Origin of the sequence: Microbacterium sp. MRS-1, from assembly GCF_000585455.1 — a bacterium.
Lineage (GTDB): Bacteria > Actinomycetota > Actinomycetes > Actinomycetales > Microbacteriaceae > Microbacterium > Microbacterium laevaniformans.
This window is the reverse complement of the sequence record NZ_JAUF01000054.1, coordinates 1-17,081: the sequence shown is the minus strand read 5'-3', so window position 1 is coordinate 17,081 and position 17,081 is coordinate 1. Positions and strand designations below refer to the sequence as shown.

Below are 17,081 nucleotides of genomic sequence, written 5' to 3'. Positions count from 1 at the left end.
CCATGTCGAACTCTCCGCTCAGGACTCAATCAATGGTCCTGCCACAAAGTCTGACGCGCGACAGACCTCGACGCGACCGAGGCCGAAACCGCGCTGCACGCGCTCGCCTCAGCCTCCGCCGCGCGCGCAGACGTCGCGGGGCGACGGCGCCTGGAGCGCTACCGCCGGCTCAGCGAGTGAGCGCGGCGCACGGGTGCCCGTGGGTCAGTTGACCTCGTCGGGGTGCGCGGAGACACGACCCCCGCGCTCGAGCGCGGTGATCGCCGACTGCTCGTCGGCGCTCAGCTCGAAGTCGAACAGGTCGAGGTTCTCTCGGATGCGCTCGGGGTTGTTCGACTTCGGGAAGATGATGTGGCCCTGCTGGATGTGCCAGCGGAGGACCACCTGCGCGGGAGTCTTGCCGTGGGTCGCGGCCGCCGCGGCGACGGGCGCCTCGTCGAAGAGCGGGTACTTGCCCTGTCCGAGCGGACCCCACGCCTCGATCAGGATGCCGTGCTCCTTCGCGAATGAGGTGACGTCCGGCTGCTGGTAGGCCGGGTGCAGTTCGATCTGATCGACGGCCGGCGTGACGCCGGTTGCGGCGATGATCTCGGACAGGTGCGACGGCAGGTGGTTGGAGACACCGATGCTGCGGGCTTTGCCGGCCTCGCGGATCTGCACCATCTTCTCCCACGCATTCACGTAGTTGCCGTTGGCCGGCGCGGGCCAGTGCACGAGGTACAGGTCGACGGCGTCCAGGCCCAGCTTCGCGAGACTCTCGTCGATCGCCGCGAAGGGCTCGTCTCCGGCCTGGCGGTCGTTCCAGAGCTTCGTCGTGATGAACAGCTCGTCCCGCGCGATGCCGCTGGCGGCGATGGCACGTCCGACGCCTTCCTCGTTGCCGTAGATGGCCGCGGTGTCGATGTGGCGGTAGCCGGCTTCGAGGGCGTCACTGACGATGCGCTCGGTCTGCGCGGGATCGACCTTGAAGACGCCGAAGCCGAGCTGCGGGATGGTGTGTCCGTCGTTGAGGGTGAGGAGGGGGATCGTCATGTCTCCAGCGTAGGCGGGGCCGGCGACGGTGCGGGTGGATGCCGCGGCATCCACCGGCATGGGTTGTTCTGCCCATCGCGCGCCGTCGGAGGGTTCGCTTAGGTTGTCGGGCAGGGAGGCGGACACATGAGCGACCTGAAGATCGATGTCGGTGAGGTGCTGGCGAGCGCGTCGAGCGCCGAGCGGATCGCGGGAGACTTCTCGGCATCCGAGCGCATCGCCGACGAGACGGCGGGATACACCGGCCACGACGCACTGGCAGGAAAGGTGCGCGACTTCGGCGGCAAGTGGGACATCGCCCGGGGCAAACTCGAGGAGAACCTCACCTTCATCGCCGACTACCTGCGCGCCGTCGTCGATACCTTCGAGGACCTCGACACCGAGCTCGCGGCCTCTCTCGAGCAGTCGGCGAAGGGCGATCACGCCGCCGCGAACGACCTTGACTCCGAGGTCGACAAGAGCACGGTGCCGCCGGCATCCGCTCCGACCCCGAGTCCCAGTCCCAGTCCATCGCCCGGGCCCGCCCCGACCCCGCCGGCGACGGGAGACAACTGATGGCGCTCCCCGGAAAGCCCGAGGCCCTCGCCGAGCGGGCATCGACGTACGTCTCGTCGGCGAGCCGTATCGAACGCGCCGCCGACGACCTGCGTGCGCTCGCGTACGCCAGCACGGCCCGCTCGCTCGATGCGATCCGCGAGCGCAGCGGACAGGTGGCCGGCGATCTCAGCGCCGCGTATGGACGCTACGCGGGCACGGCGAACGCGCTCGTGGAGTACGCGGCCGCCCTGCGTGAGGCCCACCGCAAGGCCGACGACGCCGACGCGAGCGAGGCCTACGCCGAGCGACACGCCGGCAGCGCCGACACGCAGGTGTCCGCGTACGACCGTCAGCTCCGCATCCTCGAGCAGTCGACGGCCCCCGCCGGAAACATCGAAGCGGCCGAGCGTCAGCTCGCCGAGGCGCGTGCTGCCGCCCGCCGCTACGACGACGCCGCGTCGGCGGCACGCGAGGCTCACGAGCAGGCGCGCCGCGACATGGAGGCCGCGGCCCAGCGTGCAATGTCGCTCATCGACAGTGCGATCGACGCCACCAACGAGAGCTGGCTCGATCGCGTCGGCAGCTTCTTCGAGGGCCTCGGCTCGTTCTTCGCCGACCTGGCGACGTGGGTCGGCGACTTCCTTCAGGATCTGTGGGACGAGCTCCAGCGGCTCGTCTCGACCGTGCTCGCCCTGGTGGGCACGGTCCTGATCCTCGCCCTCGTGTACGCGCTGCTGTCGCTCATCCCCGTGATCGGCCCGCTGATCGCTGCGCTGGTGGTCGGCCTCCTGGCGGGGTTCCTGCTCGCGAGCATCCTGTCGGACGTGCTCAAGCCCACCCCCCAGGTGAGCGAGTACGACCGCACCCGCCGGGAGAAGCGAGGCTCGCAGGGCGAGCCGACCGACCTCGCGCACGCCATCAAGGATGCGGGCTACGTCGACTCCCTCGGTCACCACACCGAAGACAGCGCCGACGAGACCGTCATCAAGGTCACGAAGGTCGTCGACGCCGACGGCGTCGTACGGTGGCGAGTCGCGCTGCCCAGCACGCAGGAGTGGCTGTCCCGGTTAAACGGCGACCAGGGCGCGGTCAACGACCTCGACAGCAACCTGGCCCTCATGCTCACCCCCCCCCTGCGCTCGCAGTACGAGCGCGCGGTCCTGCAGGCGATGCAGCAGGCCGGGGTCGGACCGGACGATCCGGTGATGCTCGTCGGCTTCAGCCAAGGCGGGATCATGGCGGGCCACCTCGCGGCCTACAACTCCGACTACAACTGGGATGCGGTCGTGGTCGCCGGCGCGCCGATCGACAGCATGCCCATCCCGTCCTCGACGACCGTCGTCTCGGTGCAGCACGACGGCGACCTGGTGCCGCGACTCGACTCGGTGATCTCCCTCGGCCGCGGCGGATATGCGCAGCAGCGGCCGAACTGGACCACCATCAACAGCCCGTCTCCCCTGGCGTTTCAGGGAGTCGGCGGCATCCACAACGCCGCCGCCTACAACTCGACGCTGCAGAGCCAGATCGATCGGGTGCCGCCCGCCACGCAGGACGACCTCAACGCGTACTTCATCGGCGACGACGACACGTACGGTTATGACACGACCTACTACTCCTGGCAGGAGAAATGATGCTCGGATCGTCTCGACTCGTCATCGCGGCCGCCGCTGCGGTGTTGGCCGTGACCGCACTCACCGCGTGCACCGGAGGCGGCGGGCCCGCCGCGTCCAGCGCATCACAGGAAGGAACCGACGTGGATCTGCAGAGCGTCTACTCCGCCATCTCGGCGGCCGACCCGGGGGTGGAGGACCCGCTGGGTACCGTGAGCACCTCCGGCATGGCGAAGACCCTGTCGGTGAGCGTGCTGGTCGCCGCCGATGAGCCGGTCACGACCGACCGCCTCGTGGCGATCTTCGTCGCGATCCGCGACACCACGTCGGCGAGCATCGAGACCGTGACCGTGATCGCGCGCGATGCCGCCGACGAGGAGAAGATCGTCGACCTCTCCACGGCGGTCGCGGGGCTCCCGAGCGACGTGACGGCGCTGTACGACGGCGGCGTCACCCTCGCCCGCGTAGACCTCGAGAAGCTGTGAGCCCGGACGCCGCCCCGGAGCTCGTGTTCCGCCTCATCGGCACCTGGTGGCCGGTGGCGCTGGACAGCGACGAGAACGCGCGGGCCTCGGCCACCGATATCGCACGCGGCACGCTCGGCACCGCCGACCAGAACGCGACACCGCGTCGCCGGATGCGCGACGACCTCGTCGATGCGGCGCGCGCCGCCCGTGACGCCCAGGGTCGGCTCCTCCTGCTCCAGACCGAACTGTCTCCGAACGAGCCGATGTCGGCGATGCTGACGCTGTTCGATGACGATCGGTTCCACATGAGCCCGTCCATCGGGACGAACCCGCAGCGCGTGCTGTCGGTGCTCGAAGAGGCTCTGCCGACCATCGCGCCCGAGATGGCCGGCACCGCCGTTCGTCGTCCGTTCACGGATGGCGAGGTGGTCCGCACGCATCGCGTGGACGAGTCCGTCGAGGTCGAGGACGGTGCGACGTTCACGAGACGGCGACTGGTCGCGCACTACTGGTACCCCGTGCCGGATTCCAAGAAGCTGAGCCTTGTCGTGCTCTCCACCCCGCTCGGAGACATCCCGAACGCCCTCCTCGCCTACTTCGATGCCATCGTCGAGGTGTCGGGGTTCCGCTCGGCGCCCGAGACCGCCGTCGACGCCGCGGGCGCCGCCGCGCGCTGACGCGCACGCAATACGATGGAGGGCTATGCCTCCCGTCGTCCCCGTGATCTCCTATCCGCCGGAGCTGCCTGTCAGCGCGGCACGCGAGGAGATCGTGCGCGCCATCGCGGGCCATCAGGTCGTGATCGTGGCTGGTGCGACCGGATCGGGCAAGACGACGCAGCTGCCGAAGATCTGCTTGGAGCTCGGGCGCACGAAGATCGCGCACACCCAGCCGCGCCGCATCGCGGCACGCACGATCGCCGAGCGCATCGCCGAGGAGCTGCACGTGCCGCTCGGCGGCGCCGTCGGCTACAAGGTGCGTTTCACCGATCAGGTGTCGGAGGACACCCAGATCGCGCTCGTCACCGACGGCATCCTCCTCAATGAGATCCACCGCGACCGCCTGCTGCGTCGCTACGACACGATCATCATCGATGAGGCCCACGAGCGCTCGCTGAACATCGACTTCCTGCTCGGCTACCTCGCGCGCGTCCTGCCCGAGCGCCCCGACCTGAAGCTCATCATCACGTCGGCGACGATCGATCCGGAGAGCTTCGCGAAGCACTTCGCGGATTCCGCGGGTACACCCGCCCCGATCGTCGAGGTCTCCGGGCGCACCTACCCGGTCGAGATCCGCTACCGCCCGCACGTCCCCGACACCCCGACCTCCGCGCGAGACCCGAAGGACACCCCGACCGCCGCGCGAGACCCGAAGGGCCGAGTCGAAACGCCCACCGACGGTGACGACGTCGACGCGCTGATGGCGGCGCTGCGCGAACTCGACCGCGAGGCCGACGGCGACGTGCTCGTCTTCCTTCCCGGTGAGGCCGAAATCCGCGACGCGATGGATGCCATCCGCGGCATGTACGCGAAGGACGCCCGTCCCACCGAGGTCCTCCCCCTGTACGGTCGGCTCTCCGCCGCCGAGCAGCACCGCGTGTTCGAGCGCTCCACGCTCGCCGGCGTGCGTCGCCGCGTGATCCTGGCGACGAACGTCGCCGAGACGAGCCTCACCGTTCCCGGCATCCGCTACGTCATCGATGCGGGCACGGCGCGCATCTCGCGCTACAGCGCGCGGTCGAAGATCCAGCGACTGCCGATCGAGGCCGTCTCGCAGGCGTCGGCGCAGCAGCGTTCCGGCCGCGCCGGACGCACCTCGAACGGCATCGCGATCCGCCTCTACAGCGAGGACGACTTCCTCTCACGGCCCGAGTACACCGAGCCCGAGATCCTCCGCACCTCGCTGGCGTCGGTGATCCTGCAGATGCTCGCCCTCGGCTTCGGCGACATCGAGGACTTCCCGTTCCTGACGAAGCCCGACAGCCGCGGCGTGAAGGCGGCGTTCGACCTGCTCAGCGAACTGCGCGCCGTCTCGCCGTCGCGCCGGCTCACCTCCCTCGGACGGGAGATCGCCCGCCTGCCGATCGACCCCCGGTTCGCGCGCATGCTCATCGAGGCGCGCCGCCTCGAGGTGCTGCCCGACGTGCTCGCGATCGTTGCCGGACTCTCCATCCAGGACGTCCGCGAGCGACCGTCGGCCGAGGACCCCGGAGCCCGCGAGCAGGCGGACCGGCTGCACGCACGCTTCACCGATCCGACGAGCGACTTCCTCACCCTTCTCAACCTCTGGAACCACCTGCAGGAGCAGCAGCGCGACCTCGGCTCCAGCGCCTTCCGACGCCTGTGCCGCAGTGAGTTCCTCAACTACGTCCGCGTGCGCGAGTGGGCCGACGTCCACCGACAGCTGCGCCAGCTCATGGGTGTGAAGACGGGCTCGACCTCCGACGGCGCCGCCGCCGACCCCGCGCGCGTGCACCGGGCGATCCTGGCCGGTCTGCTCTCGCACATCGGCATCCTCGACACCCGCTCCGTCGGTGTCGCCAAGAGCACCGGGGGCGACAAGCGAAAGCCGATCGCGACCTTCCGCGGGGCGCGTGGGGCATCGTTCGCGATCTTCCCCGGTTCGGGGCTGCGCAAGGCGACCCCCGACGCGGTCATGGCGGCCGAACTCGTCGAGACGTCGCGCCTGTTCGCCCGCACGGTCGCGGCGATCGATCCGGCCTGGGCGGAGGAGCTCGCCGGAGATCTCGCGCACCGCCAGCTGAGCGATCCGCACTGGTCGAAGGATGCCGGGGCCGCCGTGGCCGCGGAGAAGGTCACCCTGTTCGGCGTCGAGATCATCCCGCGCCGCCGCGTGCAGCTGGCCCGCATCGACCGCCCACTCGCGCGGGAGCTGTTCGTGCGGCACGCGCTCGTGGACGGCGACTGGAACAGCCAGCACCTCGACAAGCGCCTCACCGCGTTCGAGCGGCGGAACCTCGACCTGCGCCGCCGTCTGGAGAAGGTGGAGGAGCGGGAGCGCCGCCGCGACATCCTCGTGGGCGACGAGGCCGTGTTCGCGTTCTACGACTCACGCCTGCCGCACGACGTGTTCGACGCGCGCTCGTTCGAGACCTGGTGGCGTGACGCCTCCGGCCGCACGCCGCGGCTGCTCGACATGACCGAGGCGGACCTGCAGGGCGACGCGTCACGCTCGGACGAACGCGCGTTCCCGGGACGCTGGCAGCAGGGCGACCAGGTGCTCTCGCTCGCGTACCGGTTCGAACCGGGTAGCCCCGAGGACGGCGTCAGCGTGGTCGTGCCGCTCCCGCTGCTGGCGGCGCTTCGCCCCGACGGTTTCGACTGGCAGGTGCCGGGACTGCGGTCGGAGCTGATGACGGCACTGTTGAAAGCGCTGCCGAAGGCGATCCGCAGGCACGTGGTGCCCGCCGCCGACTGGGCTGCGAAGCTCGGCGACGACCTGGCGTCGGCCGGGCCCGAGCACCACGACGGCCTGCCGCCCCAGTCGCTGCGCAGCGCTCTCGCCGCCCGCATCCAGCGCGTGGCGAACCAGCCCGTGACCGCCGACGAGTTCGACCTCGAGCGGGTGCCCGCACACCTTCTGATGACGTTCCGGGCCGTCGATCACCGCGGGCGCACGGTCGGCACCTCCCGCGACCTCGCCGAGCTGCAGCGCCGACTCGCCGGCCGCGCCCGCGAACAGGTCGCCCGCACGCTCACGCGTGAGCAGCAGCCCGCCGGGCGCGTCGCCCGAGCCTCAGGGGTGTCCACCTCGGGGATGTCTTCCCGCGACGCGTCGGCGACGGCATCCGCCCCGGGGGCACCGCAGATCGTCGAGCGCGACGGCATTCTGACGTGGGATCTCGGCACGCTGCCCGAGGTCGTCGACACGAAGGTCGCCGGCGGCGTCGTGCGCGGCTATCCCGCGCTGGTGGACCAGAAGGATGCCGTCGCCCTGCGCATCGAGTCCACTCCCGAGCGTGCCGCACGCCTCTCGCACGCCGGTGTCCGTCGCCTGCTGCTGCTCGCCGTACCCTCGCCGAGCGCGTACGTGCTCGAGCATCTGACCGCTCCCGAGAAGCTCTCGCTCGCAGCGTCACCCTACCCGTCCGCGAAAGCGCTCATCGAGGATGCGCGCGTCGCCGTCGCGGACGCGGTGATGGCGCGCGTCGCCCCGGGCGGTGTCCGCACGCCCGAGCAGTTCGCCGCCGTGCGCAACGCCCTGTCGTCGGCCGTGGTCGACGAGCTGTTCCAGGCGGTCTCTCTGACGGCACGCATCCTGACGCTGCAGCGCGACGTCGAGCGTGCCGTGAAGTCGCAGAACGCCATGACGCTGCTGGCTGCACTCGGCGACGTGAAAGCACAGCTCAGCGGGCTCATCTACCCCGGATTCATCGCGCGCACCGGCCTCGATCGACTGCGTCATCTTCCCCGCTACCTGCAGGGCGCCCTGGAGCGGGTGCGTGCACTCGCCGACAATCCGGGCCGGGATCGCCAGCGTCTGACCGAGTTCGAACGCGCGGCGGCGCTCTACGCGGACGCCGGCGGTGCGCTCCCCCTTGCCGCCGATGCGCCGCCCGCGATCGCGCACGCACGCTGGCTGCTCGAGGAGTACCGCGTGAGCCTGTTCGCCCAGGCGCTCGGCACCGCCGAGCCCGTCTCGCTCCCCCGCATCACGAAGGCGCTCTCCGCCTGACCCCACCCGCCGTGCGCGTCCCGATCTCCGCGGAGCGCGTCCCCATTCCCGCGGAGCGTGTCCCGATTCCTGCCGGGTGAGAGCGCTCCCAACAGCACAGAGTGGGACATGCAGCGGGAGAGGGGCGGGCGCAGAAAGCGTCAGCTGGCTCGGATGAGGGCGAGATAGAAGCGGATGCCGTTCAGCCACGACTCGACGCGGATGCGCTCGTTGTGGGCGTGCAGCGCGTCGCGCTCGGCCCGCGTGAGGTGGAAGGGCGTGAAGCGGTAGACGTGCGCGCTGATCGCCGTGAACCAGCGGCTGTCGCTCGCCCCGAGCTGGATGTACGGCGTCGTCACGATGTCGGTGCCGAGGGCGTCGTGGACGGCGGTCGCGATGCGCCGCCACGGCTCGCCGCGCCAGGGCGAGACCGGCGAGGGGTCGGAGCCGTGGCGCACCTCGATCTCGACGGCGGGGTCTGCCACGATGCGGCGGATCCGCGCCGTCGCCGAGGCGACGGTGTCGCCGGTCAGCAGGCGGATGTTGATCGAGGCACGCGCCGTGGTCGCGAGCACGTTTTCGCCCGGGGCGCCCGACAGCTCGGTCGCGACGGCCGTCGTCCGCACCATCGCGTTCAGTTCGGGCCCGAGGCGCGCGAACACCCGCGCGACCAGCGGGGCGAGCGCTCCGAGATTCGCGAAGACGGTGCGCAGCGGCTGTGCGGCGTGCGGCGCGAGCGTCGCGAACAGAGCGCGCACGGGCGGGGCGATGCGGGCGGGGAACGGATGCCGCTGCACGCGATCGATCGCACGGGCGAGCCGCGCCGTCGCGGGGAAGGCGGGCGGCGTGGACGCGTGCCCTCCGCTCCCGCGCGCGGTCAGCCGCAGCGTCAGCACGCCGCGCTCGGCGACCCCGACCATCGCGGTCGGCACCGCGACCCCCGGCACCGCACCGTCCACGACCGCGCCGCCTTCATCGAGCACCAGACGCGGCGTGACCCCGCGTTCGCGCAGCAGCGCCACGATCGCGCGCGCGCCTCCGCCCGCCGTCTCCTCGTTGTGGCCGAAGGAGAGATAGACGTCGTGGGTGGGCGCGTAGCCCTCCGCGGCGAGTTCCTCCACCGCCTCCATGATCGCCACGAGCGCGCCCTTGTCGTCGATGGCGCCGCGCGCGTGGATCTCGGCATCGACACCTTCACCGACCACCTCGGCCCCGAACGGCGGGTGGTCCCATTCCTCTTCGACGACGGGGACGACGTCCATGTGGGCCATGAGTACGAGCGGATCCGCCGCGCCGCCGCTGCCGGCCCAGTGGAACAGCAGGGAGTAGCCGTCGACGACCTCACGCTCGAGAGCGGCGTGCGCTGTCGGATACAAGCGCGCCAACGTGTCGATGAAGCGCGTGAACGCCTCCGCATCCACGAGGCGCTCATCGGCGTGCGAGACGGTCGGAATCTGCAGCAGCTCACGGAATCGGGCGATCGACGCCTCGGTGTCGGCACTCACGGCTCGAGCCTACGCGCGCGCGGCTAGGCTCGTCGCATGACCGACAACGCCCCCGGCACGACCGTGCCGACCGCGCCCATCCGCTGGGGAATCCTCGCCACGGGCGGCATCGCCCATGCGTTCACAAAGGACCTGCGGACGGCGGGTCTCACCGTCACCGCGGTCGGATCGCGCCGTCCGGAGTCGGCGCGCGCGTTCGCCGCCGACCATGACATCCCCCACGCGCACGGGTCGTACGAGGAGCTCGTCGCCGACCCCGACGTCGACATCGTCTACGTCGCCTCGCCGCACAGCCACCACCGGGAGCACGCGATCCTCGCGCTCGAGGCCGGTAAGCACGTTCTCATCGAGAAGGCCGTGACCCTGGATGCCGATGAGGCCATCGCGATCCGTGACATCGCCGCCGGGCGCGAACTGCTGGCGATGGAGGCGATGTGGACGCGGTATCTGCCGCACATGGTCCGCATCCGTGAGCTCATCGCCGACGGCACGCTGGGCGAGGTGCGCGCCGTCATCGCCGACCATACGCAGTCGCTTCCCACCGACCCGGCGCATCGATTGAACGCGCTCGAACTCGGCGGAGGCGCCCTCCTGGATCTCGGCATCTATCCCGTCTCCTTCGCGTGGGACGTGCTCGGGCCGATGACCGAGATCCGTGCCGTGGGCCGCCTCGGCGGCACCGGAGCCGACACCGAGGTCGCGATCGCCGCCGTCCACGCGGGCGGCGCGGTCTCGTCGATCGCGACCAGCTCGCGGGCCGCCGGCCCGAACACGGCCCACGTGGTCGGTACGAAGGCGCGGATCGACGTCGATCGCGTCTGGTACGAGCCCACCTCCTTCCGGGTCACCGCGACCGACGGCACCGTGATCGAGGAGTACCGCGGCGACGTCGATGGCCGCGGTATGCAGTTCCAGGCCCGCGCCGCCGAGCGGTTGCTGCGGGAGGGGCGCACCGACAGCGACCTGCTGCCGTTCGCGGAGTCGATCGCGATCATGCACGCGCTCGACGACGTGCGAGGCCAGCTCGGCGTGACCTACCCGAAGGAGCGCTGACATGGTCGAACTGCAGGGCAACCGCGTCGCCGTCTACCTCGACTTCGACAACATCGTCATGAGTTGGTACGACCGCGTGCACGGGCGCAACTCCTACGCCGCCGACCGCCAGAAGATCATCGCCGACCCCGATGCCCCCGAGATCGCACAGCGTCTGAAGGATGCCACGATCGATGTCGGGGCGATCATCGACTACGCGGCGTCCTTCGGCACTCTCGTGCTTACGCGTGCCTACGCCGACTGGTCGTCGCCGGTCAACGCGCTCTACCGTTCGCAGCTGGTGGCCCGCGCCGTCGACCTCGTGCAGCTGTTCCCCGCGGCGGCGTACGCGAAGAACGGCGCCGACATCCGCCTGGCGGTCGACACCGTCGAGGACATGTTCCGCCTGCCCGACCTCACCCACGTCGTGATCGTCGCCGGCGACAGCGATTACGTGCCGCTCGCGCAGCGGTGCAAGCGTCTGGGTCGCGTCGTGGTGGGTGTCGGCGTGGCCGGCTCGACGGCCAAGTCGCTCGCAGCGGCGTGCGACCAGTTCGACTCCTACGACTCGCTGCCCGGAGTGGTGCTGCCCGCGTCGGCTGCGGGCCAGAAGAAGGCGGATGCCGCCGCCACCTCGGCCCCCTCCTCGTCGCGCCGGCGCAAGAAGACCGAAGACCCGACGGCGGAGCTTCTGCGGCGTGCCCTGCGCCTGGAGCAGGAGCGCACCGACGACGAGTGGGTGCACCTTTCGGCGGTGAAGAACCTGCTCAAGCGCATGGATCCCTCCTTCAGCGAGAAGGCCCTGGGCCACCGGTCCTTCTCCGACTTCGTCAAGGCCTACCCCGGCGTCGCCGACATCGACGAGACGACGAACATCGTGCGCGTGCGTCCGCACTCCGGCGACGACGGCGCGGCCGACGGGAGCTGATGCCCGTCGGCCGCGCCGCGACCGCCCTCAGGCGGCGAGCGGGATCACGCCGACCAGCACGCCGACGGCGAGCATCGCCAATGAGAGGCGCGTGCCATCTCGACGGGCGCGATGCCGAAGTGCGAGGCGCTTTCCTCACCGTCGCCGACTCCGGCGCCGGTGTGGACGCCGGAATGGACGCCGAAGCGGATCTCTTCTCGCGCGGGCGTCGACCCGCTCCCGATGCCGACCGGGCGCACGGACTCGGCGTCGGCCTTCCCTTGTCGCGCGAGCTGGCGCGCCGCCGTGGGGGCGATGTCTGGCTCATCGAGGGCGCGGGAACGTCCGCGCTCACGGGGGCGGTGTTCGGTGCCCGGTTGTGCGGCGTTCTGGGAGATGCCCTCGGTGATGGCTCCTCCGACGCCGGACCCGTACCCGATCGATTCATCGACCGAAGGGATCCCCCTCATGACCACTCCCCTTCGCGTCCTCGTCGTCGACGACGACTTCCGCGTCGCCGGGCTGCATCGCGAGATCGTGGCCGAGCGCCCCGGCTACCACGCCCTCGCACCGGTGCGCACGCTCGCCGACGCGACCGCCGCCGTCCGCACAGAACACCCCGATCTTCTGCTCGTCGACGCGTACCTGTACGACGGCGACCGGATCGCATTCGTCCGCGAGAACCCGATCGACGCCTTCGTGCTCTCGGCCGCGACCGACGCGCTGACGGTGCGCCGCGCCCTGCGCGCCGGCGCCCTCGGCTACCTCGTCAAGCCGTTCGAGCGGCGCGCCCTCGTGGACGTCCTCGATCGCTACGCGCGCTTTCGCAACGTGCTCGACGAGGAGCGCAGCGTGTCGCAGGACGAGATCGATCGAGCGCTCGGCATCCTGCACGCGGGCGGCGACACGTCGTCAGTGTCACGATCGGCGACCGAGCGGGTGATCCTGGGCGCGCTCGGCGACGACGAGTCCTCGGCGGCGGAGATCGCCGATCGGGCGGGTGTCTCGCGCGCCACTGCGCAGCGCCACCTCGCGGCGTTGGCGACCCGCGGGATCGTGGACGTGCGTTTGCGCTACGGCACCACGGGGCGCCCCGAGCACCGGTACGTGCGTCGACGCGCATAGCCGAGCCTGCGTGCGCCCGTCGGTGCACGCGTGCACAGGCACTATGCAGCGCTGAACCTTGTACCTGAATCACTTTTCAGGTAGCGTCCACGGCGCGGCATCCCTCGTCGCATCGCGCTCTACAAGGAGGTATCAGCGCATGGTTTCAGCGACCGCTTCGCACCGCACGCCCCCGCAGTCCGGTCTCCGCCGCGTCGTCAGCGCCTCGATGCCCGGCACGATCGTCGAGTGGTACGAGTTCTTCCTCTACGCCACCGCGGCCACGCTCGTGTTCAACCTGATCATGTTCCCGCCGTCCGACGATCCGTATGCGGGCATCATCGCGGCATTCGTCACGTATGCGGTCGGGTTCGTCGCCCGCCCCCTCGGCGGCATCGTCTTCGGTCATTTCGGCGACAAGTACGGTCGCAAGAAGCTGCTGCAGCTGGCCATCGTCCTCGTCGGGGTGGCGACCTTCCTCATGGGGTGCCTGCCGACCTTCCAGCAGGTCGGCTACTGGGCCCCGGCGCTGCTGGTGCTGCTGCGCTTCGTCCAGGGCTTCGCCGTCGGTGGCGAATGGGGCGGCGGCGTGCTGCTGGTCGCCGAGCACTCCCCCGACAAAACCCGCGGCTTCTGGGCGTCGTTCCCCCAGGCGGCTGTGCCGATCGGCAACCTCGTCGCGACCGTCGTGCTGCTCGTGCTCAGCCGCACCCTGTCCGCGGAGGCGTTCCTCGCCTGGGGCCGGCGGGTCGGGTTCTGGCTGTCGGTGGTGATCGTGGCGATCGGCTACTACATCCGCACCAAGATCAGCGATGCGCCGATCTTCCTCGAAGCGCAGAAGGAGGCGGAGGAGCACAAGCACGACCGTTACGGCGTGTTCGAGGTCGTCCGCCGCTATCCGCGCGGCGTGCTCACCGCGATGGGTCTGCGCTTCGCGGAGAACATCATGTACTACCTCGTGGTCACCTTCTCGATCACGTACCTGAAGATCGCGTTGGACGTGAACACCGCCGAGATCCTCGGCATGCTGGTGATCGCCCACATCGTCCACATGATCGTCATCCCGCTGGTCGGCGCCCTCGCCGACCGCATCGGCCGAAAGCCGGTGTACGCGATCGGCACGGTCGGAGCAGCGGCCTGGGGCTTCATCGCCTTCCCGATGTTCAACACGAAGGAGCCGGCGATCATCATCCTGGCGATCTGCCTGGGCCTGGTGATCCACTCCTTCATGTACGCCCCTCAGCCGGCGATCATGTCGGAGATGCTCCCGACCCGCATGCGGTATTCCGGCGTCTCGCTCGGCTACCAGGTGACGTCCATCGTCGCCGGCTCGCTCGCGCCGATCATCGCGACCGCCCTGCTGTCGGCCTCGGGCAGCTACATCCCCGTCGCACTGTATCTGGCTGTCGCCGCCGCGATCACGTTCATCGCGGTCGTCTCGATGCGCGAGACCAAGGGCAGCTCCCTGCACGATCTCGACCGCGTGGATCGCGAGCGCCTGGTCGCCGAGACGGGCACGGTGCGGGTGCCGCCCACGCGCTGAGCACGTGAAAGGGAGGGGGTGGATGCCGCGGCATCCCCCCCCTCTCGTCTCAGTCGCGGGTCGCGAGCAGCGCCCAGGCGACCAGCAGCGGCTGGAAGAGCAGGCGCGTCAGACGAGCGGCATCGCTGTCCAGGCCGAAGGCCGGACGCCGATCCATGGCCTGCGCGATGTTGCCGGGGAAGATCGCGATGAAGAACGCGGCGAGGAGGGAACCGACGCGCCTGCGCTCCTTCGGCAGCACGATCAGAGCAGCTCCGAGCATGATCTCCACCGCGCCGGAGGCGACCACCACGCCGTCCTTATCGATCGGCAGGACATCAGTGACGAGGTCGGGGACCTGCGCTTGGAACTCCCGACGAGCCCAGAACAGGTGGGACAGGCCGGCGAACATCATGCCGGCGGCCAAGAGCCATCGCGCGAAGGTCTTCATGAGGCCAGTATGCTCCGCCTCGATAGGCTGGAGGCATGAGCGACGGAGCACCACGAGCGATCCGGCGCCTGCCCGACGGCACCGTCAAGCAGATCGGCCCCCTCACCGGCACGCGGGTCTGGACGGTTCCGGGTCGGGCGAACCGCCCCCTCAGCGCACCCCGCGAGGATGTGCACCGCCTCGGGCCCGGTGAGGATCGACGACTCTGCGCGTTCTGCGTCGATCGCTACCTCGAGACCACGCCCGAGAAGGCGCGACTGGTGGGCCCGCGTTTCGAGGAGGAGCGCCGGGTACCCGCGCACGCGCTGAACGACTCCGTCGCCGAGTTCCGCCGCTTCGGCAACCTGTTCGAGATCGTGTCGGCCGAGTACTGGCGCGAGAACCACGGCTACCGCCAGCCGGCGCAGATCGTGCAGTGGGCCGAGGAGTACCTGTCCGATCCCGTCGGACGCGTGCACATGGAAAAGCTCGCCGAGATTCGCGCACGCGCAGCCGGTACCGAAACCAGCCTCGAGGAAGCGGCACTGGACCTGCTCGGCGGATCCCACGACGTCGTCGTCGCCCGGCGTCACGTCGTCGAGGGCGCGACCACGGATGCCGAGCTGGCATCGTCGGGAACGCTGAGCCCCGACGAGCATGCAGCCTACGTCGCCTTCACCGTGCAGGCGCTGGCGGAGATCCAGGCGGCGCAGCCGCACGCCGCGTACGTCAGCGTCTTCCAGAACTGGCTGCGGCCGGCGGGCGCCTCCTTCGAGCACCTCCACAAGCAGCTCGTCGCGATCGACGACCACGGCCCGCAGGTCGATCACGAGCTGCGCCTGCTCTCGCACGACCGCGGCCTGTATCAGCACGAGATCGCCGATCTGGCCGTGTCCGAAGGACTCGTCGTCGCAGCGACGGACGGCGCCGTCGCTTTCGCCGGCGTCGGTCACCGTTACCCGGCGTTCGAGATCTTCTCGACGTCGGCCGCGAACCTGCCCCAGGAGCACACGGATGCCGAGCGGCGCGCCGTCTCCGACCTGCTGCACGCGCTGCATGCGGCGACGGGCGTGCACGTGCCGACCAACGAGGAGTGGCACTACCGGCCGCCCGGTGCGCCGTGGCCCATGCCCTGGCGGGTGGTGCTCAAGTGGCGCATCTCCACTCCCGCCGGATTCGAGGGCGGCACGAAGATCTACGTCAACACGATCGATCCGTGGGAGCTGCGCCGGCGCACCGTCGCCGGACTGCAGGAGCTGCGCGAGGCGGGACGGCTGGCCGACGGCATCCGCATCGGCGATGAGTGCACACCAGCAGATGCCGTCTTGCGTTACGCGGAGGGTTCGTGAGCATGCCGTTCGAGCTGCTTCGACGCGCGCCCGACGTCGAGGGCGAGGGGCTCGGTGCGGTGGATGCCGCCGACCGCCTGATCCTCGACGAATCGGCCGCTCTGCGCGCCGGAGCCGGGGCCGGTCAGATCGCCGTCATCGGTGACGCGTACGGCGCCCTCGCCCTCGGTGCCGCTCACGACGGCGCCACCGGGGTGCGCGTGCACCAGGACGCCCTCCTGGGCGAACGGGCACTGCACGCCAACGCCGTCGCGCTGGGGCTGACCGAGCAGGTCTCCTCCGGCCCGCTGAACGCGGCTCTCGTCACCGGCGCGCGCGTCGTGCTGATGCGCCTGCCGCGCGCGCTGGACGCCCTGCGCGATATCGCCGGACTGATCGCGGCGCACGCGGCATCCGACGTCGTCGTGGTGGCCGGGGGTCGCATCAAGCACATGAGCGTCGCGATGAACGAGGTGCTGCGCGCATTCTTCACCACGGTCGATGTGACTCACGCCCGCCAGAAGTCGCGGCTGCTGATCGCCCGGGGCCCGCACGACGGCCGCGACCCGCTGCCCGCGGCGTCGCGTGTCGACGAGCTGGAGGTGCGCGCCTTCGGCGGGGCCTTCGCGGGCGCACGCTTGGACATCGGCACCCGGGCACTGCTGGCGGCGCTCGACGCCGCGCCCCACGCTCCCCGAGGCGGCAGCAGCGAGGACCCCTGGATCGATCTCGCCTGCGGCACCGGCATCGTGGGCGCCTGGCTCGCGCGGCGGCATCCGTCCGCGTATGTGTACGCGAGCGACCAGTCGGCCGTCGCGGTCGCCTCCGCGCGGGCGACGGCTGCGGCCAACGGCCTGGCCGACCGTGTGGCGGTCGCCCGCGCCGACGGGCTGGAGGAGCGCGCCGACGCCAGCGCGTCATTCATCGCGCTGA

General features: G+C 70.5%; 15 protein-coding genes. 11 read left to right on the top strand and 4 right to left on the bottom strand.

Going from position 1 to position 17,081, the window contains the following annotated elements:
• Window positions 1-204: 204 nt before the first annotated feature.
• Entirely contained in the window at window positions 205-1,032 is an 828-nt protein-coding gene (locus tag AS96_RS10105; RefSeq protein WP_197017291.1) for an aldo/keto reductase, read from the bottom strand.
• A gap of 126 nt (window positions 1,033-1,158) precedes the next feature.
• Between AS96_RS10105 and AS96_RS10100 the strand changes: the two genes are divergently transcribed.
• The 5 genes from AS96_RS10100 to hrpA all read left to right on the top strand — a co-directional run bounded on the left by AS96_RS10100 (window position 1,159) and on the right by hrpA (window position 8,341).
• Window positions 1,159-1,587 (top strand): hypothetical protein, encoded by a 429-nt coding sequence (locus AS96_RS10100; protein ID WP_036289248.1) that lies wholly within the window; start codon window positions 1,159-1,161, stop codon window positions 1,585-1,587.
• Window positions 1,587-3,200, top strand: coding sequence for an EI24 domain-containing protein (locus tag AS96_RS10095; protein WP_036289245.1), 1,614 nt, complete (start codon window positions 1,587-1,589; stop codon window positions 3,198-3,200). Before AS96_RS10100 ends, AS96_RS10095 begins: the two co-directional genes overlap by 1 nt.
• A gap of 122 nt (window positions 3,201-3,322) precedes the next feature.
• A complete protein-coding gene (locus tag AS96_RS10090) occupies window positions 3,323-3,664 on the top strand; it encodes a hypothetical protein (protein WP_231477220.1) in 342 nt (113 codons plus the stop codon).
• Window positions 3,661-4,323, top strand: coding sequence for a hypothetical protein (locus tag AS96_RS10085; RefSeq protein ID WP_016464613.1), 663 nt, complete (start codon window positions 3,661-3,663; stop codon window positions 4,321-4,323). The genes AS96_RS10090 and AS96_RS10085 overlap by 4 nt, the downstream gene beginning before the upstream one ends.
• Window positions 4,324-4,348: 25 nt before the next feature.
• On the top strand, window positions 4,349-8,341 hold the full coding sequence (hrpA, locus tag AS96_RS10080; RefSeq protein ID WP_036289242.1) for an ATP-dependent RNA helicase HrpA: 3,993 nt from the start codon (window positions 4,349-4,351) through the stop codon (window positions 8,339-8,341).
• Between the two features lie 140 nt (window positions 8,342-8,481).
• Here hrpA and AS96_RS10075 read toward each other — a convergent pair whose 3' ends face one another.
• The gene (locus AS96_RS10075) at window positions 8,482-9,825 is read right to left on the bottom strand and encodes a M20/M25/M40 family metallo-hydrolase (RefSeq protein WP_036289239.1); all 1,344 of its coding nucleotides are present in this window, start codon (window positions 9,823-9,825) and stop codon (window positions 8,482-8,484) included.
• Between the two features lie 36 nt (window positions 9,826-9,861).
• Here AS96_RS10075 and AS96_RS10070 point away from each other — a divergent pair, with 36 nt between their 5' ends.
• Window positions 9,862-10,878 carry a Gfo/Idh/MocA family protein gene (locus AS96_RS10070; RefSeq protein WP_036289236.1) on the top strand — a complete coding sequence of 339 codons (1,017 nt, stop codon included), beginning with the start codon at window positions 9,862-9,864 and terminating at the stop codon, window positions 10,876-10,878.
• A 1-nt stretch (window position 10,879) separates the two neighbouring features.
• Window positions 10,880-11,785: an NYN domain-containing protein gene (locus AS96_RS10065; protein ID WP_036289233.1), complete on the top strand. Its 906-nt coding sequence runs from the start codon at window positions 10,880-10,882 to the stop codon at window positions 11,783-11,785.
• A 44-nt stretch (window positions 11,786-11,829) separates the two neighbouring features.
• Here the strand turns inward: AS96_RS10065 and AS96_RS15480 are convergent, their stop codons facing one another.
• The gene (locus tag AS96_RS15480; RefSeq protein WP_036289230.1) at window positions 11,830-12,234 is read right to left on the bottom strand and encodes a hypothetical protein; all 405 of its coding nucleotides are present in this window, start codon (window positions 12,232-12,234) and stop codon (window positions 11,830-11,832) included.
• On the opposite strand from AS96_RS15480, the gene AS96_RS10055 reads away from it, so the two are divergent.
• Together AS96_RS10055 and AS96_RS10050 are read left to right on the top strand one after the other, a co-directional pair.
• Window positions 12,233-12,889: a response regulator gene (locus AS96_RS10055; protein WP_036289227.1), complete on the top strand. Its 657-nt coding sequence runs from the start codon at window positions 12,233-12,235 to the stop codon at window positions 12,887-12,889. The genes AS96_RS15480 and AS96_RS10055 overlap by 2 nt on opposite strands.
• A 139-nt stretch (window positions 12,890-13,028) precedes the next feature.
• Complete coding sequence (locus AS96_RS10050) at window positions 13,029-14,411, top strand: MFS transporter (protein WP_036289224.1); 1,383 nt, start codon at window positions 13,029-13,031, stop codon at window positions 14,409-14,411.
• 49 nt (window positions 14,412-14,460) lie between these two features.
• Here AS96_RS10050 and AS96_RS10045 read toward each other — a convergent pair whose 3' ends face one another.
• Window positions 14,461-14,841: a DoxX family protein gene (locus AS96_RS10045; RefSeq protein WP_036289219.1), complete on the bottom strand. Its 381-nt coding sequence runs from the start codon at window positions 14,839-14,841 to the stop codon at window positions 14,461-14,463.
• Between the two features lie 35 nt (window positions 14,842-14,876).
• On the opposite strand from AS96_RS10045, the gene AS96_RS10040 reads away from it, so the two are divergent.
• The gene (locus tag AS96_RS10040; RefSeq protein WP_036289216.1) at window positions 14,877-16,169 is read left to right on the top strand and encodes a DUF4921 family protein; all 1,293 of its coding nucleotides are present in this window, start codon (window positions 14,877-14,879) and stop codon (window positions 16,167-16,169) included.
• Window positions 16,170-16,171: 2 nt separating this feature from the next.
• On the top strand, window positions 16,172-17,081 hold a 910-nt coding region (locus AS96_RS10035), incomplete at its 3' end, for a methyltransferase (RefSeq protein WP_231477221.1).

Excerpts from the sequence above, each read along its gene's own strand:
- AS96_RS10105 (WP_197017291.1), bottom strand. The coding sequence starts at position 1,032 with ATGACGATCCCCCTCCTCACCCTCAACGACGGACACACCATCCCGCAG.
- AS96_RS10100 (WP_036289248.1), top strand. The coding sequence starts at position 1,159 with ATGAGCGACCTGAAGATCGATGTCGGTGAGGTGCTGGCGAGCGCGTCG.
- AS96_RS10095 (WP_036289245.1), top strand. The coding sequence starts at position 1,587 with ATGGCGCTCCCCGGAAAGCCCGAGGCCCTCGCCGAGCGGGCATCGACG.
- hrpA (WP_036289242.1), top strand. The coding sequence starts at position 4,349 with ATGCCTCCCGTCGTCCCCGTGATCTCCTATCCGCCGGAGCTGCCTGTC.
- AS96_RS10070 (WP_036289236.1), top strand. The coding sequence starts at position 9,862 with ATGACCGACAACGCCCCCGGCACGACCGTGCCGACCGCGCCCATCCGC.
- AS96_RS10065 (WP_036289233.1), top strand. The coding sequence starts at position 10,880 with ATGGTCGAACTGCAGGGCAACCGCGTCGCCGTCTACCTCGACTTCGAC.
- AS96_RS10055 (WP_036289227.1), top strand. The coding sequence starts at position 12,233 with ATGACCACTCCCCTTCGCGTCCTCGTCGTCGACGACGACTTCCGCGTC.
- AS96_RS15480 (WP_036289230.1), bottom strand. The coding sequence starts at position 12,234 with ATGAGGGGGATCCCTTCGGTCGATGAATCGATCGGGTACGGGTCCGGC.
- AS96_RS10050 (WP_036289224.1), top strand. The coding sequence starts at position 13,029 with ATGGTTTCAGCGACCGCTTCGCACCGCACGCCCCCGCAGTCCGGTCTC.
- AS96_RS10045 (WP_036289219.1), bottom strand. The coding sequence starts at position 14,841 with ATGAAGACCTTCGCGCGATGGCTCTTGGCCGCCGGCATGATGTTCGCC.
- AS96_RS10040 (WP_036289216.1), top strand. The coding sequence starts at position 14,877 with ATGAGCGACGGAGCACCACGAGCGATCCGGCGCCTGCCCGACGGCACC.